A 24237-nucleotide genomic window follows, 5' to 3' on the forward strand; every position below is an offset into this window, starting at 1 on the left:
CTCCGGCGCGAGGAGCCGGCCATGAAAGCGACACGCGATCTTCTGTGCCTTGCTGGACTGCTGTTTGCCTTGGGCGCGCCGCACCCTGTGCACGCGGAAGGTTTGTACGTGAAGCAGGAGCGCCTGGCGGGCAGCTTCTGGGGCGTGCAACTGGGCGTCGTCGACAAACCCCGCCTCTTTCTCAGTGAACCGCGTATCCAGGGCTATACCGTCGGCGTGAGCTATGCATTCACGCCGAGCCTTTCGGCCACCCTCGACGTGGAAAGCAGCAGCGACCTGCGGTTCACGGGCGTCCCGCGCGAGCCCCAGCGCACCACCAGCCTGGGCCTGCGCTATCGCTACTGAGCGACTCCCTCGCCTTGCGCCTCACTCCCCGAGGTACGCGGCCCGCACTTTCGGGTCGCTGAGCATCTGCCTGGCATCCCCCGACATCGTGATCACACCCGATTCCATCACGTAGCCCCGGTCGGCGATCTGCAACGCGCGGCTCGCGTTCTGCTCCACGAGCAGCACCGTCACGCCCTGCGCGTACACCTCGCGCACCACCTCGAAGATCTTGTCCACCATGATGGGCGAGAGCCCCATCGAAGGCTCGTCCAGCAACAGCACCTTGGGGCGGCTCATGAGCGCGCGGCCCATCGCGAGCATCTGCTGTTCGCCGCCCGACATGGTGCCGGCGAGCTGGTCCTTGCGTTCTTTCAGGCGGGGAAAGATCGTGAAGACCTTGTCCATGTCCGCCGCGATCCCGGGCTTGTCGTTGCGGATATGCGCGCCCATGAGGAGGTTCTCCGTGATGGACATCCGGGTGAAGACACCGCGGCCCTCCGGCACCATCGCGAGGCCCTCCTTGACCAGGTCCCACGCGCCGCGGCCACGAATGCTTTGGCCCAGGTACTCGATGTCGCCTTCCCTGATCGCCAGCAGGCCGGTGATGGCCTTCATCGTCGTGGTCTTGCCGGCGCCGTTGGAGCCGATCAGCGTGACCAACTCGCCTTCGCGCACCTCGAAATCGACGCCCTTGACGGCCTGGATGCCGCCGTACGCGACCTTCAGGCCGCTCACTTTCAGCAGGGTCTGGCTCATTGCGCTTCTCCGGTCGCCGCCACCGCTGCCGGCTGCGTGTGGTTGTGGCCGAGGTAAGCCTCGATCACCTTTTCGTTTCGCTGCACGTCCACCGGCGTGCCTTCGGCGATCTGCTTGCCGTAGTCGAGCACGGTGACGCGGTCGCACAAGCCCATCACGAGTTTCACGTCGTGTTCGATCAGGAGAATCGTGCGGCCGTCGTTGCGGATCGTGTCGATCAACTGGCGCAGCTGCACTTTCTCGGTGGCGTTCATGCCGGCCGCCGGCTCATCGAGGGCGATGAGCTGCGGGTCGGTCGCCAGGGCGCGCGCAATCTCGAGGCGGCGCTGGTCGCCGTACGACAGCGTGCGGGCCTTGAAGTCCGCGTACTTGCCGATGCCCACGTACTCCAGCAGCTCCTGCGCCCGCTTGGCGATCGCGAGCTCTTCCGCCTTGAACCCCGGCGTGCGGAAGATGGCGCCCAGCAGCCCGGAATGCGTGCGGATGTGGCGCCCGACCATCACGTTCTCGAGCGCCGTCATCTCCGCGAAGAGCCGGATGTTCTGGAAGGTGCGAGCGATGCCCGCCTTGGCGACCTCGTGGACGGCACTGGGCACGTACGGTTTACCCGCGAGCTCGAACGTGCCGCTGTCGGGCGTGTACAGGCCCGTGATGACATTGAAGAACGTCGTCTTTCCGGCGCCGTTCGGGCCGATCAAGCCATACACCTGCCCGCGCTCGATGGTGATGCCGACGTCCGAGAGCGCCTGCAGGCCGCCGAAGCGCTTGGAGATGCCGGCGACGCGAAGAACAGTTTCTGCCATGGGGGTCGTCTCCGTCATTTCGCCGTGTTGTTCTGCAGCGATTTGCCGTGCTCGGGCGTGGGCCACAGGCCCCGCGGGCGCATCAGCATCACGGTGATCATCGCCAGGGCGATCAGCAACTGCCGCAGGATGGCGGAATCGAGCCGGCCATCCGTCATCTGCTGCAGCGGCCCCGCGACATAGCGCAGGACCTCGGGCAAGGCGGAGAGCAGCACCGCTCCCAGGATCACGCCCGGCAGGTGCCCGATGCCCCCCAGCACCACCATCGCGACGATCATCACCGACTCCATCAGGCTGAACGATTCCGGCGACACGAAGCCCTGGAACGCCGCGAACATGGAGCCCGACACCCCGCCGAATGTCGCGCCCATGCCGAACGCGAGCAGTTTGAGGTTTCGGGTGTTGATGCCCATGGCCTTCGCGGCGATTTCGTCTTCGCGGATCGCCATCCACGCGCGGCCGATGCGCGAGAGCTGCAGACGGTGCGAGATCACGATGCTCACCAGGACGAGCCCGAGGAACAGGTAGTAGTAGAGCGACACCGACGCGATGTCGAAGCCGAACAGGGTCAGGGGCTTGCCGAGGTTCAGCCCCCAGAAATGGATGGAGTCGATCTGGTTGAGGCCCTTGGGCCCGTTCGTGATGTTGACCGGATGGTCCAGGTTGTTCAGGAACACGCGGATGATCTCGCCGAAGCCGAGCGTCACGATCGCCAGGTAGTCGCCGCGCAGCTTCAAGGTCGGCGCACCGAGCAGGATGCCGAAAATCCCCGCGAGCGCCGCGGCCGAGGGAATCACGATCCACAGTGGAAGGTGGAGCCCGTTCGGGAACGCGGCGGCGATGGCGGGGAAGGTGTCCGTGAGGTGCGGCGAGGCCAGCAGGCCGAACATGTACGCGCCGATCGCGTAGAACGCGACATAGCCCAGGTCCAGCAGGCCGGCATAGCCCACCACGATGTTCAGGCCCAGGGCCAGCAGCACGTACAGGAGCGCGGCGTCCGCGATGCGCACCCAGGCGTTGCCGCCTTGCTGGAGGATCAGCGGCAGCACGAGCAGCGCGATGGCGCCGATCGTCATCAGCACATAGCGGTTCTGGCGGTTGATGAAGTTCAACATGAAGGTGTTCCTTTAGGCCCGGTCCGCCACGCGCTCGCCGAGCAGGCCCGAGGGCCGCAGCGTGAGCATGATGATCAGCACGATGAACGCGAAGATGTCCGAGTAATGGCTGCCGAGGACGCCTCCGGTGAGCGTGCCGATGTAGCCCGAGCCGATCGACTCGATCAGGCCGAGGAGAATCCCGCCCACCACCGCGCCGGCGAGGTTGCCGATGCCGCCGAACACGGCCGCGGTGAAGGCTTTCAATCCGGGCAGGAAACCCATGGTGTGCTGCACCGTCCCGTAATTGGATGCGTACATCACGCCCGCGATGGTGGCCAGGATCGCGCCGATGACGAAGGTCGCCGAGATCACCATGTCCGGCTTGACCCCCATGAGGGCGGCCACGCGGGGGTTCTCCGCCGTCGCGCGCATGGCGCGTCCCAGCTTGGTGTAGTTCACGAGGTACATCAGCACCGCGAGCGACACCGCGGTGAGCCCCAGGATCATGATCTGCGTCGTCGTGATCACCGCGCCGCCGACCTGGAACGGCTTGGACGGCAGCAGCATCGGGTAAGGTTTGTAGTTCGGCTTGAAGATGATCATCGCCAGCGTTTGCAGAAGGATCGACATGCCGATCGCGGTGATGAGGGGTGCGAGCTTGGGGCTGTTGCGAAGCGGCCGGTAGGCGACCTTCTCGATCACGAAGTTGAGAACAGCGGCGACGACGCAGGAAATCAGGAGGGCGATCAGGAGGATCAGCCAGCCGGGCGTCCCGGGCATGGACTCCTGCATCCTGACGATGATCGCCCAGCTGGTGAGCGCGCCCACCATGAGCACGTCGCCGTGCGCGAAGTTGATCAGGTTGATGATGCCGTACACCATGGTGTAGCCCAGGGCCACCAGGGCATACATGCTGCCCAGGATCAAACCGTTGATGATCTGCTGCAGCAGTGTTTCCATAGCGCTTTCTCCGTTCTCGGCACAACCCCTCGTGCCCTCCACCATCTAGCAAAAAACCCGCCAAGGTCTCGCATTGGGCGGGTTCATGCGGGCGATTGTAGCCAGCGCCCCCTCGGGCGAAAACGTTTGGACGAGGGGGGTTTACCCTCGTTGTACACCGGGCGTCACGCGGATTCCTGCGCGATTATTTTTTCTGATCGTTCAGGTTGCGCAGCTCGCGCAGTTTCTCGGCGATGCGAATCTCCAGCCCCCGCTCCACCGGCCGGTAGAAACCCGGGTTGTCCATTCCGTCGGGGAGATAAGTCTCCCCGGCGGCGAACCCGCCCTCCTCGTCGTGGGCATAGCGGTAGTTCTTGCCGTAATCGAGCTCTTTCATCAGCTTCGTCGGCGCATTGCGCAAGTGCAGTGGCACGGGCCGCGTGCCGTCCTGCTTGATGAAGGCCTTGGCCTCGTTGAAGGCGGTATAGGCGGCATTCGACTTCGGCGCCATCGCCAGGTAGATCACGCACTCGGCCAGCGCCAGTTCGCCCTCCGGCGACCCCAGCCGCTCGTAGGTTTCCGACGCGTCGAGCGCCATGCGCAGCGCGCGGGGGTCGGCCAGGCCGATGTCCTCGACAGCCATGCGGATCATGCGGCGCGCCATGTAGCGCGGGTCCGCCCCGCCATCGAGCATGCGCATCAACCAGTAAAGGGAGGCGTCGGGGTCCGAGCCGCGCACTGATTTGTGCAGGGCGCTGATCGTGTCGTAGAACTGCTCGCCGCCCTTGTCGTAGCGGCGCATGCGCTCGCCCAGCACCTTCAGCAGCCACTCGTCGCCGATGCCGGCGAGCTTCTCCTGCATCGCCGCGACGGCGAGCGTTTCCAGGGTGTTGAGCAGCCGGCGCGCGTCGCCGTCGGCATAGGCGACCAGGCGCGCGAGCGCCTTGGCTTCAACCGGCGGCACCGCGCCGATGTCCTGCGCCTTGGCCACGATCAGCTCGAGGTCAGCCGGTGTCAGCGGCTGCAGCACGTACACCGCGGCCCGTGAGAGCAGCGCGGAATTCACTTCGAACGACGGGTTCTCCGTGGTGGCGCCGATGAAGGTGAAGAGGCCGGACTCCACGTGGGGCAGGAAGGCATCCTGCTGGCTCTTGTTGAAGCGGTGGACCTCGTCGACGAACACGATGGTGCGCCTGCCTCCGGCACCCGAAGCGTTCTCCAGCGCCGTGCCCTGCGCCATCTGCGCCTTCTCGACGGCGTCGCGGATGTCCTTGACGCCGCCGAGCACCGCGCTGATGGTGATGAACTGCGCGTCGAAGGCGTCGGCCATCAGGCGGGCGATCGTCGTCTTCCCCGTTCCGGGCGGCCCCCAGAGGATGCAGCTGTGCGGCTGGCCCGATTCGAACGCGATGCGCAGCGGCATGCCCTCGCCCAGCAGGTGCTGCTGGCCGATGACCTCGCCCAGCGTCCGGGGACGCAGGCGTTCGGCCAGCGGTGCATGCGCGGCGGCGGGTGTCTTGCTCACCGTCCGAGTATAGGAAGGCTACTGCTTGACCACGTCGGCGCCCTGCGGCGGCTTGAACTGGAAGGCGTCCGGCGCCACCGCGGCGTTCAGCTCCATCTTGTTGAAAGTCAGCCGCGAACGCTGGCCGAAGCTGTCCAGGATCTCGAGTGCCGAGAGGTCGTTGCCACGAAAGCCGATCATCACCGAGTGCAGCTGGCCGTCTTTCGTCCTGGGCGTGGCATGCACCCACTGCATGCCGTCCTTGTCCGGCGCGGCCTCGAGGTTGAAGTCCTTGCGCAGGCTCGCGAGGTCAGGCGCGGCGGCGATCAGCGCGGCGGGCGTCGAATTGAGCACTTGCGCCTGCTTGCGCGAAGTGACCTGGTTCAGGTCCACGTCGTGGATCCACAAGGTCTGTCCGTCGGCGACGATGATTTGCTCGAACGGCTTGCGATAGGTGAAGCGAAAGCGGTTGGGACGCGAGAAGTCGAAGGTGCCGGAGGATGTCTTGCTGCGCGCGGCCTGCCCGTCCCTGGAGGGGCTCGTCACGACCTGGGTGAAGTCGGAATGGCCGGACTTCGCGTTCCTGACGAAACTCTCGAGCGCATCGAGGCCCGAGGCCCACGTCGGGAGCGAGGAAGCCAGCAAAAGGAGTGCGGCGAGGGTCTTTTTCATGCCCGCATTTTCTCCTGCCGAGGTATCGCGCCCGTGTAGGCCGTGCTCCCGTTCGGCCGTACTTGTGACAGGACGTTATTCGCGGTTGGGCACGAGGATCTCGCGCTGGCCGCTGCCGCTCATCGCGCTGACGAGGCCGGCCTTTTCCATGTCCTCCACCAGCCGCGCGGCGCGGTTGTAGCCGATCTTGAGGTGACGCTGCACGAGCGAGATGCTGGCCTTGCGGTTCTTCAGCACCACCTCCACGGCCTGGTCGTACATCGGGTCCTTCTCGCCGGCTCCGCCGCCGATGCCGCCCGAAGCGCCATCCTCGTCGTCCACGGTACCGCCTTCGAGCACGCCCTCGATGTAGTTGGGCTCTCCGCCCTGCTCCTTCAGGTAGGCCACCACGCGGTGCACCTCCTCGTCGCTCACGAAGGCGCCGTGCACGCGGATGGGCAGGCCCGTGCCGCTCGGCATGTACAGCATGTCGCCCATGCCGAGCAGCGCCTCCGCGCCCATCTGGTCGAGGATGGTCCGGCTGTCGATCTTGCTGGAGACCTGGAAGGCAATCCGCGTGGGAATGTTCGCCTTGATAAGGCCCGTGATCACGTCGACGCTGGGGCGCTGCGTCGCGAGGATCAGGTGGATGCCGGCCGCGCGCGCCTTCTGCGCGAGGCGCGCGATCAGCTCCTCGATCTTCTTGCCGACGACCATCATCAGGTCGGCGAGCTCGTCGATCACCACCACCACGTGGGGCAGGCGGTCGAGCGGCTCGGGGCTGTCCGGCGTGAGGCTGAAGGGGTTGTAGAGGAATTCGCCGCGCGCCTTGGCTTCGTCGAGCTTGTGGTTGTAGCCGGCGAGATTGCGCACGCCGAGCTTGCTCATCAGCTTGTAGCGCCGCTCCATCTCCCCCACGCACCAGTTGAGGCCGTGGGCCGCCTGGCGCATGTCCGTCACCACCGGCGCCAGCAGGTGCGGGATGCCTTCGTAGACCGACATTTCCAGCATCTTCGGATCGATCATCAGAAGACGCACGTCGCGCGCCTCCGCCTTGTACAGGAGCGAGAGGATCATCGCGTTGATGCCGACGGACTTGCCCGAACCGGTGGTGCCGGCGACGAGCACGTGCGGCATCTTCGCGAGGTCGGCGACGACCGGGTTGCCGATGATGTCCTTGCCCAGGCCCATGGTGAGCATGGACTTCGCCTCGTTGTAGACCTGCGAGCCGAGGATCTCGGACAGCCGGATCGACTGACGCTTGGCGTTGGGCAACTCCAGCGCCATGTAGTTCTTGCCCGGAATCGTCTCGACCACGCGGATCGACACGAGACTCAGCGAACGCGCCAGATCCTTGGCGAGATTGACGACCTGCGAGCCCTTCACGCCCGTCGCCGGCTCGATCTCGTAGCGCGTGATCACCGGCCCCGGCTGCGCCAGCACGACGCGTACCTCGACCCCGAAGTCCTTGAGCTTCTTCTCGATGAGCCGGCTCGTCATCTCCAGCGTTTCCGCCGAGACCGTCTCCTGCCGTCCGGTCGGGCCGTCGAGCAGGTCGACCTGCGGCAGCTTCGAGTCGGGCATTTCGGAAAACAGGGGCTTTTGCCTTTCCTTGGCGACACGCTCGCTCTTGGGCACGTCGACCAGGACCGGTTCGATCAGCACAGGCGTCGGATGATGCTCCTCGATCTCGATGCGTTCCTCGATCAACACCTCTTCGCGCTGCCGCGCGGCCTGCTGGCCGAAGGCGAGGTCCTGCGCGATCTCGCGCTTTTCGCGCCGCGCCTCGACGAAGCCGTCGAGGCGCGCACCGAGGCGTTCTGCGACGTGGCTCCAGGAAAAGCGGAACACGATGGCCGCGCCCAGCACCACGAGTGCGACGCCGACGAGGCCGGAACCGGTGAAGCCGAGCCACTTCATGCCCCAGGGACCCATCACGTGCCCCAACGCGCCGCCCGCGTGGTCGGGCAGGCGCCCCTCGAAACGATAGAGCCGCGACCACTCCAGCGCCGTGCTCGCGCACAGCAGCACCGCCAGGCCCAGCCAGAACGCCCACTTCGTGCGGGACAAGCCGGCCGATGACGGCTCGGGTTCCCCCTGCCCCCGCATCCAGCGCGCCAGCACCGCGAGCCACGCGCGCAGCGCAGCCGCGACGCACCACCACACCGAGAATCCGAGCAGGAAGTAACTGCCGTCCGCGACCCAGGCGCCCAGGCGGCCGCCCCAGTTGCGGATCGCGTCGCCGGTGCCGGAAGTGGAGAAGGCGGGGTCGGCCGCGGAGTAGCTCGCAAGCGCCAGCAGCCAGAAGACGAGGACGACGAAGCCCGCGACGAGCGCGAACTCGTGGACGAAGCGGTTTGCCGCCGGCCGCGCGGGCGACGCGCCGCGCGGATCATTCAGGGTATTGAGCGAGTACGTCATGGAGGCAAGCGCGAGCTTACCGCAGACACCCTGCGCATCATCCCAGCGTCGTGAGCCGGTCCTTGATCAACATGGAGCCGTCCTCGCGCGTTTCGATGAAGCCGCGGTCCTCGAGGTCCTTCATGACGCGGCTCACCATCTCGCGCGACGCGCCCACCATCTTGGCGATGTCCTGGCGGGAGATCCGGTCCTTGATCGTCATCTGGCCTTCGCGGTCGGGCTGCGCGAACTCGAGCAGGGCCCGCGCCACCCGGCCGTAGACATCCATCAAAGCCAGCGATTCGATCTTGCGATCCGCCTGGCGCAGGCGCTGCACGAGGCCCTTCATGATCGCGTAGGCCATCGAGCTGTTCTCCGGCAGGCAACGCGCGAACTCCGCGCGGCCCAGGGCCAGCATGTCCGTCTGGACCTCCGCGCGTACCGTGGCCGAGTGCGCCTCGTTGTCGATGAGGCTCATCTCGCCGATGTAGTCGCCCGGCTGCAGCGTGGCAAGGATCACCTCGCGGCCTCGCTTGTCCGAGGTTACGACGCGCACCCGTCCGGTGAGGATGATGAAGAGCGTGTTGGACTTCTCGCCCTGTTCGACCACGACTTCGCCGCGCTTGAAGCGGCGCTTGACGACCGATTCCGCGACGGACTCCGCCTGGTTCGCGGTGAGCAACGCAAACAAAGGAACCCGGCGAATCAACTCCAGGTTGGACAGCATCGACATCGTTCAATTCCCTTCAGGCCCGCGTGCAAGTCATGGGTTCTTACAATCGGGGCGATTGAAAACGGCAAGCAACTGCTCACCCGCGTCGGGTTGATACTTGCCCCTCTGGCCCGAAATGTACACCCAGGTGTGGGGTTTTCCACACAGGCTTTCCACCATGTCCACCACCAAGCACGCCAAAGTCCTGATCCTCGGCTCCGGCCCCGCCGGCTACACCGCCGCCGTCTACGCGGCCCGCGCCAACCTGAACCCGGTGCTGGTCACCGGCATCGCGCAGGGCGGCCAGCTCATGACCACCACCGACGTGGACAACTGGCCCGCCGATGCGCAGGGCGTGCAGGGGCCTGACCTGATGCAGCGCTTCCTCGAACACGCCGAGCGCTTCAAGACCGAGATCGTCTTCGATCACATCAGCGCCGTGGACTTCAGCAAGCGGCCTTTCACCTTGACCGGCGACAGCGGTACCTACACCTGCGATTCGCTGATCGTGGCCACAGGCGCGTCCGCGAAGTATCTCGGCCTGCCTTCGGAACAAGCGTTCATGGGCAAGGGCGTGTCCGGCTGCGCGACCTGCGACGGCTTCTTCTATCGCGGGCAGGTCACCTGCGTGGTGGGCGGCGGCAACACCGCGGTCGAAGAGGCGCTGTATTTGTCGAACATCGCGAGCAAGGTGTACCTGGTGCACCGGCGCGACAAGTTCAAGGCCGAGCCGATCCTGGTGGACAAGCTGATGGAGAAGGTGGCGGCCGGCAAGATCGAGCTGAAGACCTTCAAGACGCTGGACGAGGTGCTGGGCGACAACACGGGCGTGACGGGTGTGCGTTTGAAGGACACGAAGTCGGGCGAGACGGAAGACCTGATGCTGCAGGGCTGCTTCATCGCGATCGGCCACCAGCCCAACACGGACATCTTCAAGGGCCAGCTGGAGATGAAGGACGGTTACGTGATCACGAAGGCGGGGCTGCAGGGCTTCGCGACGATGACGAGCGTGCCGGGCGTATTCGCGGCCGGCGACGTGCAGGACCACGTGTACCGCCAGGCGATCACCAGCGCGGGCACGGGCTGCATGGCTGCGCTGGACGCCCAGCGCTTCCTGGAGCAGGAAAGCTGAATCGGGCTATAATTGCGGGCTTAGCTGGATTTGGCCTCGCGGCCGTTCCGCCGGATACCGCCCCCGCTCGGGCGAGGTGAGGCCCCCACGAAGTGGCGGCCGGTGAAGGAACCCTCTCATGTCACGCGTCTGCGACGTCACGGGCAAAGGCCCGATGGTCGGGAACAACGTTTCCCACGCCAACAACAAAACCAAGCGCCGGTTCCTCCCGAACCTGCAATACCGCCGTTTCTGGGTCGAAGCAGAAAACCGTTGGGTGCGCCTGCGCGTTTCCAGCGCCGCCCTGCGCCTGATCGACAAGAACGGCATCGACAGCGTGCTCGCGGACTTGCGTGCCCGCGGCCAGGCCTAACCCCAAGGAGCAGCACCATGGCAAGCAAAGGCGGACGCGAAAAGATCAAGCTGGAGTCCTCCGCGGGCACCGGCCACTTCTACACCACGAGCAAGAACAAAAAGACGATGCCCGAGAAAATGGCGATCATGAAATTCGATCCCAAGGCTCGCAAGCACGTCGAATACAAAGAGACCAAGCTGAAGTAAACCTTCCGCCCCTCTCCATCAAAAAAGCCCCGCACTGCGGGGTTTTTTGTTTTTACCAGCGGCGGGAATTGTCCGGGTACCGGTCCTGGGCATTGGGCACGCCATCGCCATCACGGTCGCGGCGCGCGGCACGTCCCTCGCGGGTGTACGGGTACGCCGGCGCGACACGATTGCGCTCGTTGTAGTACCGGTTGCCCCAATAGCCGTAGCCGTAGCCCTGGGCTTGGGAGTCCGCGGTGTTCTGGGGGTCCCAGTTGGGCGCGACGCCGGGAGCGGCGCCCAGCGGGTGGTTGTTCCAGGCAGACCCCGCTTGGTCGGCGGCATCCGCAAAGGCCGCAACGGCCGACAGGCTTGCAACGGCGACAACAGCGAGCAAGAGCTTTTTCATGGAGGTCCTTTCAGGCGGGCTGGCAGCCCGTATGCCTCCATTCAACGCGCGGCACATGTCCGGGGCGTATCGCGCGCGTGCCGATTGCATGTCGGACGGTTACCGCTCGTACCGTCAGGTGATCCATGAGACGGGAGGTTGTCCGACAAGGCGTCCTCTCGCTTGGCCCGACCATAGGGATGCGGCATCCTTTCACCGCGCAATGGAGCAACCATGAGCATTTTCGGCAACATCCTCAACAAGATATTCCACCGCGGCGGCGCCGCCGCTTCGACCACCAGCACCACCACTTCAGGCACGCCCGGCGCGACGACCGCCCAGGCCCCGCTGCCGGACGCCAGTAGTGCCGCTGCCGCCGGCACTGCGGCACAGGCCGCCGACCAGGCGGCACGGCCCGTCGTGGACGTCGAAGAGGTGATGAACGGCCTCGCGGAGAAGAATTCGCAGAAGCTCAACTGGCGCACGTCCATCGTCGACCTGATGAAGCTGCTCGACCTCGACAGCAGCCTGCAGGCCCGCAAGGAACTCGCCACCGAACTCGGCTATTCCGGCGCGAAGGATGGCTCTGCCGAAATGAACCTCTGGCTGCACAAGGCGGTGATGAAGAAGCTCGCGGAAAACGGCGGCAAGGTGCCTGCCGAGCTCAAGGACTGAACAACCCCCAAGCCAAAAAAGGCCCCGCATTGCGGGGCCTTTTGCGGGCGCATGGCAGCTCAGTGCGCGGCGCGCAGCCTCATCGAGAACTGCTGCAGCGCTTCGATGCCGCTGGCTTCCGCGCGGTGGCACCAGGCCTGCAGGTCGAGCGCGAGCTGCTCGCGCGACTGTGACGTGTTCAGCCACATCTGGCGGAGTTCCTCGCGCATGGTGACCATCTTGTCGAGCACCGGGTGCGCCGCGCGCGCCTGGGCCAGCTGTGGACGGGCCGCCGCGGGCACCTTGTCGTCGTCGCGGTGCAGCCAGCGCTTCGCAGCCTTCAGCGGGGACAGGTCGACCTGCTTTTCCTTGAGTGCGGCGATCTCGGCCTTGCACACGCTGCGCATCTCGCGCGCATAACCGGCCATGACTTCGTAGCGGTGGGCGATCAGCGCTTCCAGCGTCTTCTCGTCGGCCACCGGCTTCACGTCGCCGAGCTGCATGCGCGGCACCGTCTTCTTGACCTTGGCCCAGCCGATCTTCTCCATCATCGAGATGTAGAACCAGCCGATGTCGAACTCGTAGGGCTTGACCGAGAAGCGCGCCGACGTCGGGTAGGTATGGTGATTGTTGTGCAGCTCTTCGCCGCCGATGATGATGCCCCAGAAGGACACGTTGGTGCTGCAGTCCGCCGACTCGAAGTTGCGGTAGCCCCAGTAGTGACCGATGCCGTTGATGACGCCGGTGGCCATCACCGGGATCCAGGCCATCTGCACGGCCCACACGACCAGGCCGATCGCGCCGAACAAGGCGAGGTCGATGATGAGCATGAGGCCCACGCCTTGCCAGCTGTAACGGGTGTAGAGGTTGCGCTCAATCCAGTCGTCCGGCGTGCCGGTGCCGTACTTCGTCATCGTCTCGGCGTTCCTGGACTCTGCACGGTAGAGCTCGACGCCCTCCAGCAGCAGCTTCTTCAGGCCACGGGTCTGCGGGCTGTGCGGGTCTTCTTCCGTCTCGACCTTGGCGTGGTGCTTGCGGTGGATCGCCACGAATTCCTTCGTGACCATGCCGGTGCCCAGCCACATCCAGAGGCGGAAGAAGTGGAAAGGGATCGGCCCGAGGTCCAGCGCGCGGTGCGACTGGGAGCGGTGCAGGAAGATCGTGACGCCAACGATCGTGATGTGGGTCGTGACCAGCGTGTACAGGACGATCTGCCACCAGGACAGGTCCCACAGGCCGTTGGACAGCCAGTCGATGGTCGAATTCAGCACGGCCCAGTCGGGGAGCAACATGGAAGGAGGTCTCTCTCTTTAGGAAATGCGGCTACTCGGGACGGTGCCGCTCGTCGTTGGACGCATTTTACGGTGCGAGGTTCAAAAACAAGCTGTGGTTAACCACAGCGGGGCGCCATTCGCTTGACCTGCGTCAATTTTTCACCCACACGGCGGCGAAAAAGCCGTCCGTCTGGTGCCGGTGGGGCCACAAGCGAAGGTAGTCGCCACCGGTTTCGCCTCCGCTGCACAGCGCGGCAGCGGACTCGACCTTCAGATTGGACAGGATTTCCGCGGCCGGCAGTGGGCTGAACTCCCTATTGGCCTCGGTGAAGGCCCGGGCGATCTCCTCGTTTTCCTGCGGCAGGATGCTGCATGTCGCATAGACGAGCCTGCCGCCGGGCTTGAGCAGGCGGGCCGCGCTGGCGAGGATCGCGTCCTGCTTGACCGTCATCTCCTGCACCGCTTCGGGCGACTGCCGCCACTTCAGGTCCGGGTTGCGCCGGAGCGTGCCGAGCCCCGAACACGGGGCATCGACGAGCACGCGATCGATCTTTCCGGCCAGGCGCTTGACGCGGTCGTCCCGTTCGTGCGCGATCGCAGCGGGATGCACGTTCGACAGCTTGCTGCGCGCCAGGCGCGGCTTGAGCGCATCGAGGCGATGGGTCGAGGTGTCGAACGCATACAGGCGCCCTGTATTTCGCATCGTCGCGCCGATGGCCAGCGTCTTGCCGCCGGCGCCCGCGCAGAAGTCCACGACCATCTCGCCGCGCTTCGCGTCCAGCAGCAACGCGAGCAGTTGCGAGCCTTCGTCCTGGACTTCGATCGCGCCGCGCGCAAAGGCATCGAGCTTGGTGAGCGCCGGTTTGTCCGCCAGCCGCAATCCCCAGGGCGAATAAGGCGTCACGCGTGAGGCGACACCGGCCAGTTCCAGCTCACGCTGCACCTCCGCGCGCTTGTCGTTGAGCGTGTTGACGCGCAGGTCCAGCGGTGCGGGCTGGTTCAGGCTGTCCACCAGGGGCCAGAACTCGTTGCCCAATTGATCCTTGAGTGGTTGTACCAGCCACTCGGGCAGGTTGTGCCGGTGCCGCTCCATCAGGTCCGCGACCGAAATCGAATCGCACTGGTCCAGCCACTTGCGCTCCTGGTCGGTCAGCGCGCTCTTGAGGAAATCGCGCGGCCCGTGGAAGCCGAGGATCGCCAGGCGCCGCTCCTTCGGCCCGCTGCCCGAGGGCGCCATGTGGTCGAAGAGCAGCTTCTTGCGAAGCACCGTGTAGACGGTCTCGGCGAGCGTCGCGCGCTCGCGCGGGCCGAGGGATTTGTGGTCGCGGAAATAGCGCGAAACGACGGAGTCGGCGGGGTGTTCGAATCGAAGCGCGAGCTTCACGAGCTCGGAACAGGCATCGAGCAGGGCTTTGGGGTGCATGCCCCTATTGTCCCAGTCTCGCGCCGGCGTTCAGAGCGAAGGCAGCAGCGCGGCAATGGCGCGCGGATACAGCAGGTGCTCCTGGGTGAGGATGCGCGCGGCGAGCGCCTCTTCGGTGTCGTCCGGCAGGATCGGCACGGCCGCCTGCGTCAGGATCGGCCCGTGGTCCAGCTCGGCCGTGACGCGGTGCACGGTCGCGCCGGAGAACTTGCAGCCTTCCTCGATCGCCCGCCGGTGCGTATGCAGGCCCGGAAATGCCGGCAGCAGCGACGGATGGATGTTGACCATCCGGCCCTCGTAGCGCTGCACGAAACCCGGCGTGAGGATGCGCATGAAACCCGCCAGCACCAGCAGGGAGGGCTGCCGCCGGTCGATCGCCGCGGCGAGCTCGGCGTCGAAGGCCTCCCGCGTGGGAAAGCGCTTGTGGTCCACCACCTCGGTCGGGATCTGGTGCTCCTTCGCGAAGGCGAGCCCCCCGGCGTCGGCGCGGTTGCTGATGACCGCGGCGACCTGCGCATCCAGCGTCCTGCGCCAGTCGCCCTGCTGCGCCGCGCGCACGATGGCGGCCATGTTGGAGCCGCCGCCCGAGATCAGGATCACGATGTTCTTCATCGGCGCGGATTATCCGATGTCGCAACCCGGACACCCGGAAAAGCACGACCGTGCCGATAATGGCGCGGTCAACGGAGACACGCCATGGATTTAGCCTTTACCCCCGAAGAACAGAAATTCCGCGAGGACGTGCGGGCCTGGGTGCACGAGAACCTGCCCAAGGACATCTCGCACAAGGTCCACAACGCCCTGCGCCTGTCGCGTGACGACATGCAGCGCTGGGCGCGCATCCTGGGCAAGAAGGGCTGGCTCGGCTACGGCTGGCCCCAGCAGTTCGGCGGGCCCGGCTGGAACGCGATCCAGAAGCACCTCTTCGAGGAAGAGTGCGCGCTCGCCGGCGCGCCGCGCATCGTCCCCTTCGGTCCGGTGATGGTGGCCCCCGTGATCATGGCCTTCGGCAATGCCGAGCAGCAGCAGCGCTTCCTGCCCGGCATCGCGAGCGGCGAGGTGTGGTGGAGCCAGGGCTACAGCGAGCCGGGTTCCGGCTCCGACCTCGCCTCGCTCAAGACCCGCGCCGAACGCAAGGGCGACAAGTACATCGTGAACGGCCAGAAGACCTGGACCACCCTCGCGCAGCACGGCGAGTGGATCTTCTGCCTCGTGCGCACCAGCACCGAAGGCAAGCCGCAGACCGGCATCTCCTTCCTGCTCATCGACATGAAGTCGCCCGGCGTCACGGTCCGCCCGATCATCATGCTGGACAACGAGCACGAGGTGAACGAGGTGTTCTTCGACAACGTCGAGGTGCCCGCGGAGAACCTCATCGGCGAGGAGAACAAGGGCTGGACCTACGCCAAGCACCTGCTGTCGCACGAGCGCACCAACATCGCCGACGTGAACCGTGCCAAGCGCGAGCTGGAGCGCCTGAAGCGCATCGCGAAGGCCGAAGGCGTGTACGAGGACAGGCGCTTCCGCGACGAGATCGCGAAGCTGGAAGTCGACGTCGTCGCGCTGGAGATGCTGGTGCTGCGCGTGCTGTCGGCCGAGAAGTCGGGCAAGAACTCCCTGGACATCGCGGGCCTGCTGAAGATCAAGGGCAGCGAGATCCAGCAGCGCTACAGTGAACTGATGATGCTCGCGGCAGGCCCTTACGCGCTGCCCTACATCCACGAGGCGATGGAAGCCGGCTGGCAGGGCGAGTACGTCGGCGCCGCGCATGCAGCGCCGCTGGCATCGACCTACTTCAACCTGCGCAAGACCACCATCTACGGCGGCAGCAACGAGGTCCAGCGCAACATCGTCGCCCAGACCGTGCTCGGCTGAACCCAGGAGAACAGACATGGATTTCGACTTCAGCGACGACCAGCAGCAACTGCGTGATGCGGTGCGTAAATGGGTGGACAAGGGCTACGACTTCGAGCGCCGCCGCGCGATCGTGAAGGCGGGCGGCTTCGACCGCGGTGTGTACACGCAGCTCGCGGAACTGGGCCTGGCCGGCCTCTACATCCCCGAGGACCAGGGCGGCATGGGCATGGGCCCGGTCGAGGGCATGGTGGTGATGGAAGAACTCGGCCGCGGCATCGTGCTCGAGCCGCTGGCGCAGGCGCTCATTGCGGGCGGCGTGATCAACGGTTACGCGCCAGCGGCCGTGAAGTCCGCATGGCTCGGGAAGATCGCCGCGGGCGAGGCGCTCGTCGTGCTCGCGTACCAGGAGCGCAAGGCGCGCTACCGCGTCGATGTTTGCGAAACTAATGCAGCGAAGTCGGGCGATGCATGGTCCGTCACCGGCGCGAAGAGCATCGTGCCGGCCGGCGACCAGGCCGATGCCTTCCTCGTGCCCGCGTTGGCCGACGGCCAGATGGCGCTCTTCCTTGTCGAGCGCGCCGCGCAGGGCGTGACGACGCGCGGCTACGCGACGCAGGAAGGCGGGCGTGCGGCGGAAGTGAAGTTCGCCTCCTCACCCGCGACGCTGGTGACGCCCGACGGCCTCACGGCCCTGGAACATGCGGTGGACATCGGCATCGCAGCGGCCTGCGCGGAAGCGGTGGGCGTGCTCGACAAGACGATGGACGTCACCGTCGAGTACATGAACACGCGCAAGCAGTTCGGCACCACGCTCGCGAGTTTCCAGGCGCTTCGCCACCGCGTCGCGGACATGAAGATGCAGCTGGAACTCGCGCGGTCGATGAGCTACTACGCGTCACTCAAGCTGAACGCCCCCGCCGAGGAACGCCGCCGCGCGATGGCGCGCGCCAAGTACCAGCTCGGCGTGGCGATGCGATTCATCGGCCAGGCTTCCGTGCAACTGCACGGCGGCATCGGCGTGACGGACGAATACATCGGCAGCCACTACTTCAAGAAGCTCACGCAGCTCGAGTTGAGCTTCGGGGATACCCTGCACCAGCTGGGCGAGGTCTCGGAAAGAATGCAGGACACCGCGGGTGTCTTCGCGTAACCAGGACCTTCCATGACTTCCAGGCGCCTTTTCCTTGGCGCGGCCGCGTGCGTCCTCGCACTTGCCGGCTGCGCGTCCGCTCCCTCGCCGCAGGAACTGCCACCGCCCATCGTCTTCGTGCACGGCAACGGCGACCACGCCGGGCTCTGGCAGACCACGATCTGGCGCTTCGAATCCAACGGCTGGCCGCGCGACCGGCTGTACGCCATCGATCATCCCTACCCCCTCGCGCGCGACGACGACACGAAGGCGCAGCCCGGCCGCTCTTCGACGGCCGAGCACATGGCCTACCTGCGCGCCGAGGTGGAGAAAGTGCTCCAGGCCACCGGGTCCCGCCAGGTGGTGCTGATGGGCAATTCGCGCGGCGGCAACGCCATCCGCAACTACATCCAGAACGGTGGCGGCGACAAGACCGTGAGCCACGCGATCCTCGGCGGAACGCCCAACCATGGCGTGCAGGCGATCCCTGGCGTGAACGAGGCCAACGAATTCTCGGGAACGGGCCCCTTCCTCCGCTCGCTCAATGCGCCGAAGAACGCAGCCGGCGACGAGGTCACGGGCCCCGTGAAGTGGCTCACCATCCGTTCGGACAGCAACGACAAGTTCGCGCAGCCGGACGGCCTGTGGGTCGGCATGCGCGGCAAACCGACGAACGTGACGTTCGAAGGGCCTGCGCTCAAGGGCGCGACGAACGTGGTGATCCCGCGCATCGATCACCGCGAGACCGCTTTCTCGCCGGCGGCTTTCGATGCGGCTTATCGCTTCATCACCGGGCGTGCCCCCGCGACGACGGCCGTCACACCGGAAGATCGCGTGGTGCTCAGCGGCAAGGTGACCGGGCAGGGCGCCTCCTCGACCGACCCTGCGTCGGGCAACGGTTTCAACAACCTTGCCTTGCCGGGTGCGCAGCTGCAGGTCTTCAGCATCGACCCGAACACCGGTGAGCGCCAGGGACCTGCGTTCTACGCGAAGACGATCGCCGCGGATGGAGCCTGGGGTCCCTTCGCCGTGCCGCCCGGCGCGCGCCTCGAGTTCGCCGTCGCGGCACCTGGCTACGCCACGACGCATTTCTATCGCAGCCCCTTCCCCCGCTCCAGCAACGTGGTGAACCTGCGAGCCGAACGCATTCCCGCGGACGACAGGAACGCCCCCGCGCTGGCCATCATGGTGCGAGCCCGCGGCTACCTCGACCCGGGCCGCGACAAGATGGCCTTCGACGGCCAGTCCCCGCCTCCGGGTGCGGTGCTGGGCGCCGGCGTCGCCAGTTCACGCGTGAAGCCCACGGGCCTGCCGCGCGCGATCACGGGTGAATTCAACGGAGAGCGCGTGATCGGCCGCACCTGGCCGGCCGCGAACAACGAACTCACGATCCTGGAACTGACGTACTGAAGGGGCGCCGGGCCGCCGCGCTACTGCATGTGCAGGCGCGACGTCTTGGGCAGGTGCGCCATCAGGAACTCCATCTGGTCGGCCAGGATGCGCCGGTTGCGCAGGATGAAGTCTTCCCACAGGCTGGGGACGTAGGGCGCGTACAGCAGGGGCATGCGCGCCTGCTCGGGCGTGCGGTTGCTCTTGCGGTGGTTGCAGCAGCGGCAGGCCGTGACCACGTTCATCCAGTGGTCCCGCCCGTTCTGCGCGAACGGGATGATGTGCTCGCGGGTGAGCTCTTCCTCGTGGAAGTTTCCGCCGCAATACGCACAGACGTTGCGGTCGCGCGCGAACAGCTTGCTGTTGGTGAGGCCGGGCTTGAGGTCGAAGGGATTGATGTTCGGCACGCCCTTGGTGCCGATGATGCTGCTCACCGCGATGCGCGACTGCTCGCCCGTCTCGGCGTTGTGCCCGCCGCGAAAGAGGGCCACCTGCGCGCCGACTTCCCACCGCACTTCGTCTGCGGCGTAATGCAGCACGGCCTGCTCCAGGGAAATCCAGGACTGCGGCAGACCTTGGGCGGACAGCTTCAACACCTTCAAGACACGACTCCTTGTGACGAGGAAACCACGTAAAGGCTCAGCACGGCGCAACCCGTGCGCTCTACAGCACAATATACCTTGTTTTGGCGATCCACCACGCAAGAGCAACCCCTTGCGGAACCCGGCCCCACGGTCGCCCGCTGCTATCAAAAAGATACCAACCGACCGATGCGCATTTTCAGAGGCTTCCACCATCCCGGGATCGCCCCGGCCTGCGCGCTGACCATCGGCAACTTCGATGGCGTGCACCGCGGCCACCAGGCCATGCTCGCGCTGCTGAACAGCGAGGCGCGCCACCGCGGCGTGCCCAGCTGCGTGCTCACCTTCGAGCCGCATCCACGCGACTTCTTCGCCGCGATGGCGCGCAAGCCCGACATCGCGCCCGCCCGCATCGCGACCCTGCGGGACAAACTGACCGAGCTGCACCGCTGCGGTGTCGACCAGTGCGTGGTGCTTCCGTTCGACGCGCGCCTGGCCTCGCAAGTTCCCATGGCCTTCATCGACAACGTGCTGGTGCGCGGGCTCGGCGCGAAATACGTGCTGGTGGGCGACGACTTCCGCTTCGGCGCGAAGCGGGCGGGCGACTACGCGATGCTCGATGCGGCGGGCCAGGAACGCGGCTTCGACGTCGCGCGCATGAACAGCTACGAGGTCCACGGCCTGCGCGTGTCCAGCTCCGCCGTCCGGGAAGCCTTGGGGGCCGGCGACATGGACCGCGTCACGGCGCTGCTGGGCCGGCCCTACAGCGTCAGCGGCCATGTGGTCCATGGCCGCAAGCTTGGCCGCCAGCTCGGCTTCAAGACCCTGAACCTGCGGTTTTCCCACTGGAAGCCGGCCGCGAGCGGCATCTTCGCGGTGCGGGTCGAGGGGCTGGGGCCCGAGCCCCTCCCCGGGGTCGCGAACCTGGGCATCCGGCCCTCGCTGGACCCGCAGGACGTGAACGGCGGGCGCGTGCTGCTGGAGACGCATTGCCTGGAATGGCCGCACGGGCTCGGCGAGGAAGGGGCCTACGGTAAAATCATCCAGGTGGAACTGCTGCACAAACTGCACGACGAGCTCAAGTACGACGGTCTCGATGCCCTCACGGCGGGCATTCGCAAGGACTGCGACGAGGCGCGGGCGTTCTTCGCTTCCACGCGGCGCCAGACGACGCGCGACCGAATTTAAAGGTCTGTCATTGCGGCAGAGCCCGGGGGAATCTCCCCCAATCCGCCGCGATCCATCTTCCGCATTCCGAACATCCTGGATGCCGGGTCGAGCCCGGCATGACAACCTCAAGGCATTCGCATGACCGACAAGACAGCCGACAAGACCGACTACCGCGCCACGCTCAACCTGCCCGACACGCCCTTCCCCATGCGCGGGGACCTGCCCAGGCGCGAGCCGGGCTGGGTCAAGGAGTGGGAAGACAAGGGCCTGTACAAGACCCTGCGCGCCGCGCGCTGCAACCACGAGAAGTTCGTGCTGCACGACGGCCCGCCGTACGCCAACGGCCAGATCCACATGGGCCATGCAGTCAACAAGATCCTGAAGGACATGATCGTCAAGGCCCGGCAGCTCAAGGGGCTTGACGCCGCGTACATCCCCGGCTGGGACTGCCACGGCCTGCCCATCGAGAACGCGATCGAGAAGAAGCACGGCCGCAACCTGCCGCGCGACGAGATGCAGGCGAAGAGCCGCGCCTACGCGACCGAGCAGATCGGCCTGCAGATGGCCGACTTCAAGCGCCTGGGCGTGCTCGGCGACTGGGACCACCCGTATCGCACCATGGACTTCGTGAACGAAGCCGAAGAGATCCGCGCGTTCAAGCGCGTGATCGAGCGCGGCTTCGTCTACCGCGGCTTGAAGCCCGTGTACTGGTGCTTCGACTGTGGCTCCTCGCTCGCCGAATTCGAGATCGAGTACGCGGACAAGAAGTCGCAGACGCTCGATGTGGGCTTCAAGGCGGCCGAGCCGGACAAGGTGCTGGGCGCCTTCGGGCTGGAAGGCAAGAGCACGGACGAGGACATCTTCGCCGTCATCTGGACCACCACCGCCTGGACGATCCCCGCGAACCAGGCGCTCAACCTCAACCCGCAGATCATCTACGCGCTGGTCGAGACCGAGCGCGGCCGCCTCATCCTGGCCGAATCGCTCGTCGAGAAGTGCATGGAGCGCTACGGCCTGAAGGGCAAGGTGCTGGCAACGGTGGAAGGCGAAGCGCTGGGCGGCCTGAACTTCCAGCATCCGCTCTACGACGTCGATGCGGGCTATCGGCGCCTCTCCCCGGTCTACCTCGCCGACTACGCGACGGCCGACGACGGCACGGGCATCGTCCACTCCTCGCCCGCCTACGGCCTGGACGACTTCAACTCCTGCGTGTCGCACGGCCTCGCCTACGACGACATCCTCAACCCCGTGCAGGGCAACGGTTCGTACGCGCCGGACTTCCCGCTGTTCGGCGGGCTGAACATCTGGAAGGCCGTGCCGACCATCATCGACACGCTCAAGGGCGCCGGCCGCCTCTTCGCGACCGAAACGATCTCGCACAGCTACCCGCACTGCTGGCGCCACAAGACGCCGGTGATCTACCGCGCCGCCGCCCAGTGGTTCATCCGCATGGACGAAGGCGTGGGCGTCTTCACGAAGGACAAGGCGCCCGACACGCTGCGCAACATGGCGCTCGCCGCGATCGAGGAGACCAGCTTCTACCCGGAAAACGGTCAGGCCCGACTGCGCGACATGATCGCGGGCCGGCCTGACTGGTGCATCAGCCGCCAGCGCAGCTGGGGCGTGCCCCTGCCCTTCTTCCTGCACAAGGACACGCACGACCTGCACCCGAAGACGATGGAAATCCTCGACCTCGCCGCCGACATGGTGCAGGCGGGCGGCATCGAAGCCTGGAGCAAGGCCTCGCCCGAGGAGATCCTGGCGAAGGTCGGCGCAGCGGTCGATGCGGCCTCGTACAACAAGAGCACCGACATCCTCGAAGTCTGGTTCGACTCCGGCACCACGCACACCACGGTGCTCAAGCACTCGCACCCGGGCTCGGCGCACGACAGCGGCCCCGAGGCCGACCTGTACCTCGAAGGCCACGACCAGCACCGCGGCTGGTTCCACTCGTCCCTGCTCACCGCCTGCGCGATGTACGGCCGCGCGCCGTACCGCGGCCTGCTCACGCACGGCTTCACCGTCGATGCGCAGGGCCGCAAGATGAGCAAGTCGCTCGGCAACGGGATCGATCCGCAGGAGATCAACAAGAAGCTCGGCGCGGAAATCACCCGGCTGTGGGTGGCCGCATCCGACTACTCGGGCGACATCGCGGGCGACGACAAGATCCTCGCGCGCGTCGTGGACGCGTACCGCCGCATCCGCAACACGCTGCGCTTCCTGCTCGCGAACGTGAGCGACTTCGACCCCGCGAAGGACGCCGTGCCGTTCGCGGACATGCTGGAGATCGACCGCTACGCGATGTCGCGCGCCGCGCAGTTCCAGGCCGAGGTGCTCGCGCACTTCGAGGTCTACGAGTTCCACCCCGTGGTCGCGAAGCTGCAGGTGTACTGCTCGGAAGACCTCGGCGCTTTCTACCTCGACATCCTCAAGGACCGCCTCTACACCACCGCGCCGAAGTCGCTGGCCCGCCGCAGCGCGCAGACGGCGTTGTGGAATATCACGCACGCGATGCTGCGCTGGATGGCGCCTTTCCTGAGCTTCACGGCGGAAGAGGCCTGGAAGATCTTCGGCGACTCCGAGTCGATCTTCCTGGAGACCTACGCCGAGATCGGCGCGCCCGACCCCGCGCTCATGGAAAAGTGGACGCGCATCCGCGTCGCGCGCGAAATGGTGAACAAGGAAATCGAGGCGCTGCGCGAAGCCGGCAAGGTCGGCTCGTCGCTGCAGGCGAACGTGGAACTCACCGTCCCGATGGCCGAGCACGGCGAGCTGTGGGAGGCCCTGGCCAGCCTGGGCGACGACCTCAAGTTCGTCTTCATCACCTCGGTGATGCGCATCGCCGCGGGCGACACGATGGCCGTGAAGGTCACGCCGTCCGAAGCCGCGAAATGCGACCGCTGCTGGCACTGGCGCGATGACGTCGGCATCGATCCGGCCCACCCGACCCTCTGCGGCCGCTGCACGAGCAACCTGTTCGGCGCCGGCGAAGAAAGGAAGTTCGCCTGATGGCATCCCGCAACGCCCCCCGCGGCGCCTCCGGCACCGGCTGGCTGCCCTGGCTCGGCCTCGCCCTCGTCCTGTTCCTTGCCGACCAGTTCACCAAGGTGCTGATCCTGGGCTACTACCGCCTGGGCGACTCCACCTACGTGACGAGCTTCTTCAACGTCGTGCGTGCGCACAACACTGGCGCGGCGTTCTCGTTCCTCGCGTCGGCGGCGGGCTGGCAGCGCTGGCTGTTCGTGGGCATCGGCGTCGCCGCCGCGATCTTCATCGTCTGGATGCTGCGCTCGCATGCGGGCCAGAAGCTGTTCTCCTTCGCGCTCGCCTGCATCCTGGGCGGCGCGGTGGGCAACGTGGTGGACCGCCTGCTTCATGGCTACGTGGTCGACTTCCTGCAGTTCCAGTGGAACGGCTGGTACTTCCCGGCCTTCAACGTCGCCGACACCGCGATCACCATCGGCGCCGGCTGCCTGATCCTCGACGAGATCCTTCGCGTCCGGCGCAACAGATAGGGCCCGCTTCCTGCTAC

Annotated in this window: 24 protein-coding genes; 11 read left to right on the forward strand and 13 right to left on the reverse strand. The window is 66.1% G+C overall.

The features are described 5' to 3' along the window. The first annotated feature begins 21 nt into the window (after positions 1 to 21). Positions 22 to 345 carry a hypothetical protein gene (locus tag I5803_RS09220; RefSeq protein WP_196986072.1) on the forward strand — a complete coding sequence of 108 codons (324 nt, stop codon included), beginning with the start codon at positions 22 to 24 and terminating at the stop codon, positions 343 to 345. Positions 346 to 366: 21 nt separating this feature from the next. Here the strand turns inward: I5803_RS09220 and I5803_RS09225 are convergent, their stop codons facing one another. The 8 genes from I5803_RS09225 to I5803_RS09260 form a co-directional block, all read right to left on the reverse strand. Beyond that, positions 367 to 1083: an ABC transporter ATP-binding protein gene (locus tag I5803_RS09225; protein ID WP_196986073.1), complete on the reverse strand. Its 717-nt coding sequence runs from the start codon at positions 1081 to 1083 to the stop codon at positions 367 to 369. Further along, positions 1080 to 1886, reverse strand: a complete 807-nt coding sequence (locus tag I5803_RS09230; RefSeq protein ID WP_231402377.1) for an ABC transporter ATP-binding protein — start codon at positions 1884 to 1886, stop codon at positions 1080 to 1082. Before I5803_RS09230 ends, I5803_RS09225 begins: the two co-directional genes overlap by 4 nt. Before the next feature lie 14 nt (positions 1887 to 1900). Beyond that, positions 1901 to 3001 (reverse strand): branched-chain amino acid ABC transporter permease, encoded by a 1101-nt coding sequence (locus I5803_RS09235; RefSeq protein WP_231402378.1) that lies wholly within the window; start codon positions 2999 to 3001, stop codon positions 1901 to 1903. Positions 3002 to 3013: 12 nt separating this feature from the next. Continuing rightward, on the reverse strand, positions 3014 to 3943 hold the full coding sequence (locus I5803_RS09240; RefSeq protein ID WP_196986075.1) for a branched-chain amino acid ABC transporter permease: 930 nt from the start codon (positions 3941 to 3943) through the stop codon (positions 3014 to 3016). A gap of 184 nt (positions 3944 to 4127) precedes the next feature. Next, positions 4128 to 5447: a replication-associated recombination protein A gene (locus tag I5803_RS09245; protein WP_196986076.1), complete on the reverse strand. Its 1320-nt coding sequence runs from the start codon at positions 5445 to 5447 to the stop codon at positions 4128 to 4130. 18 nt (positions 5448 to 5465) lie between these two features. Beyond that, positions 5466 to 6098 carry an outer membrane lipoprotein periplasmic chaperone LolA gene (lolA, locus tag I5803_RS09250; RefSeq protein ID WP_196986077.1) on the reverse strand — a complete coding sequence of 211 codons (633 nt, stop codon included), beginning with the start codon at positions 6096 to 6098 and terminating at the stop codon, positions 5466 to 5468. A 75-nt stretch (positions 6099 to 6173) separates the two neighbouring features. Continuing rightward, complete coding sequence (locus I5803_RS09255; RefSeq protein ID WP_196986078.1) at positions 6174 to 8498, reverse strand: DNA translocase FtsK; 2325 nt, start codon at positions 8496 to 8498, stop codon at positions 6174 to 6176. 37 nt (positions 8499 to 8535) lie between these two features. Beyond that, positions 8536 to 9210 (reverse strand): Crp/Fnr family transcriptional regulator, encoded by a 675-nt coding sequence (locus I5803_RS09260; protein WP_196986079.1) that lies wholly within the window; start codon positions 9208 to 9210, stop codon positions 8536 to 8538. A 157-nt stretch (positions 9211 to 9367) separates the two neighbouring features. Between I5803_RS09260 and trxB the strand changes: the two genes are divergently transcribed. The 3 genes from trxB (at position 9368) to rpmG (ending at position 10861) form a co-directional block, all read left to right on the forward strand. Beyond that, on the forward strand, positions 9368 to 10321 hold the full coding sequence (gene trxB, locus I5803_RS09265) for a thioredoxin-disulfide reductase (RefSeq protein WP_196986080.1): 954 nt from the start codon (positions 9368 to 9370) through the stop codon (positions 10319 to 10321). 118 nt (positions 10322 to 10439) lie between these two features. Further along, the gene (gene rpmB, locus I5803_RS09270; protein ID WP_196986081.1) at positions 10440 to 10673 is read left to right on the forward strand and encodes a 50S ribosomal protein L28; all 234 of its coding nucleotides are present in this window, start codon (positions 10440 to 10442) and stop codon (positions 10671 to 10673) included. Between the two features lie 17 nt (positions 10674 to 10690). Then, positions 10691 to 10861: a 50S ribosomal protein L33 gene (gene rpmG, locus I5803_RS09275; protein WP_196986082.1), complete on the forward strand. Its 171-nt coding sequence runs from the start codon at positions 10691 to 10693 to the stop codon at positions 10859 to 10861. Between the two features lie 52 nt (positions 10862 to 10913). On the opposite strand, the gene I5803_RS09280 is transcribed toward rpmG, so the two are convergent. Then, positions 10914 to 11249 carry a hypothetical protein gene (locus tag I5803_RS09280; RefSeq protein WP_196986083.1) on the reverse strand — a complete coding sequence of 112 codons (336 nt, stop codon included), beginning with the start codon at positions 11247 to 11249 and terminating at the stop codon, positions 10914 to 10916. Between the two features lie 213 nt (positions 11250 to 11462). On the opposite strand from I5803_RS09280, the gene I5803_RS09285 reads away from it, so the two are divergent. After that, the gene (locus I5803_RS09285; RefSeq protein ID WP_196986084.1) at positions 11463 to 11903 is read left to right on the forward strand and encodes a DUF3597 domain-containing protein; all 441 of its coding nucleotides are present in this window, start codon (positions 11463 to 11465) and stop codon (positions 11901 to 11903) included. A 59-nt stretch (positions 11904 to 11962) separates the two neighbouring features. Here the strand turns inward: I5803_RS09285 and I5803_RS09290 are convergent, their stop codons facing one another. The 3 genes from I5803_RS09290 to purN form a co-directional block, all read right to left on the reverse strand. Further along, positions 11963 to 13174, reverse strand: coding sequence for a DesA family fatty acid desaturase (locus I5803_RS09290; protein WP_196986085.1), 1212 nt, complete (start codon positions 13172 to 13174; stop codon positions 11963 to 11965). 133 nt (positions 13175 to 13307) lie between these two features. Then, positions 13308 to 14579 (reverse strand): RsmB/NOP family class I SAM-dependent RNA methyltransferase, encoded by a 1272-nt coding sequence (locus I5803_RS09295; RefSeq protein WP_196986086.1) that lies wholly within the window; start codon positions 14577 to 14579, stop codon positions 13308 to 13310. Between the two features lie 30 nt (positions 14580 to 14609). Then, the gene (gene purN, locus I5803_RS09300) at positions 14610 to 15191 is read right to left on the reverse strand and encodes a phosphoribosylglycinamide formyltransferase (protein WP_196986087.1); all 582 of its coding nucleotides are present in this window, start codon (positions 15189 to 15191) and stop codon (positions 14610 to 14612) included. 84 nt (positions 15192 to 15275) lie between these two features. Between purN and I5803_RS09305 the strand changes: the two genes are divergently transcribed. The 3 genes from I5803_RS09305 to I5803_RS09315 are packed head-to-tail and all read left to right on the forward strand — an operon-like array spanning position 15276 to position 18975. After that, the gene (locus I5803_RS09305; protein ID WP_196986088.1) at positions 15276 to 16454 is read left to right on the forward strand and encodes an acyl-CoA dehydrogenase family protein; all 1179 of its coding nucleotides are present in this window, start codon (positions 15276 to 15278) and stop codon (positions 16452 to 16454) included. 16 nt (positions 16455 to 16470) lie between these two features. Then, positions 16471 to 17586: an acyl-CoA dehydrogenase family protein gene (locus tag I5803_RS09310; RefSeq protein WP_196986089.1), complete on the forward strand. Its 1116-nt coding sequence runs from the start codon at positions 16471 to 16473 to the stop codon at positions 17584 to 17586. 12 nt (positions 17587 to 17598) lie between these two features. Beyond that, positions 17599 to 18975: an alpha/beta fold hydrolase gene (locus I5803_RS09315; RefSeq protein WP_196986090.1), complete on the forward strand. Its 1377-nt coding sequence runs from the start codon at positions 17599 to 17601 to the stop codon at positions 18973 to 18975. A gap of 20 nt (positions 18976 to 18995) precedes the next feature. On the opposite strand, the gene I5803_RS09320 is transcribed toward I5803_RS09315, so the two are convergent. Next, the gene (locus I5803_RS09320) at positions 18996 to 19556 is read right to left on the reverse strand and encodes an HNH endonuclease (RefSeq protein WP_196986091.1); all 561 of its coding nucleotides are present in this window, start codon (positions 19554 to 19556) and stop codon (positions 18996 to 18998) included. Positions 19557 to 19724: 168 nt separating this feature from the next. Between I5803_RS09320 and I5803_RS09325 the strand changes: the two genes are divergently transcribed. The 3 genes from I5803_RS09325 (at position 19725) to lspA (ending at position 24220) form a co-directional block, all read left to right on the forward strand. Further along, a complete protein-coding gene (locus I5803_RS09325) occupies positions 19725 to 20723 on the forward strand; it encodes a bifunctional riboflavin kinase/FAD synthetase (protein ID WP_196986092.1) in 999 nt (332 codons plus the stop codon). A 120-nt stretch (positions 20724 to 20843) separates the two neighbouring features. Then, positions 20844 to 23714 carry an isoleucine--tRNA ligase gene (gene ileS, locus I5803_RS09330; RefSeq protein WP_196986093.1) on the forward strand — a complete coding sequence of 957 codons (2871 nt, stop codon included), beginning with the start codon at positions 20844 to 20846 and terminating at the stop codon, positions 23712 to 23714. Continuing rightward, positions 23714 to 24220 carry a signal peptidase II gene (gene lspA, locus I5803_RS09335; protein WP_196986094.1) on the forward strand — a complete coding sequence of 169 codons (507 nt, stop codon included), beginning with the start codon at positions 23714 to 23716 and terminating at the stop codon, positions 24218 to 24220. Before ileS ends, lspA begins: the two co-directional genes overlap by 1 nt. Positions 24221 to 24237 lie beyond the last annotated feature (17 nt).

The organism is Caenimonas aquaedulcis, assembly GCF_015831345.1.
Taxonomy (GTDB): domain Bacteria; phylum Pseudomonadota; class Gammaproteobacteria; order Burkholderiales; family Burkholderiaceae_C; genus Ramlibacter; species Ramlibacter aquaedulcis.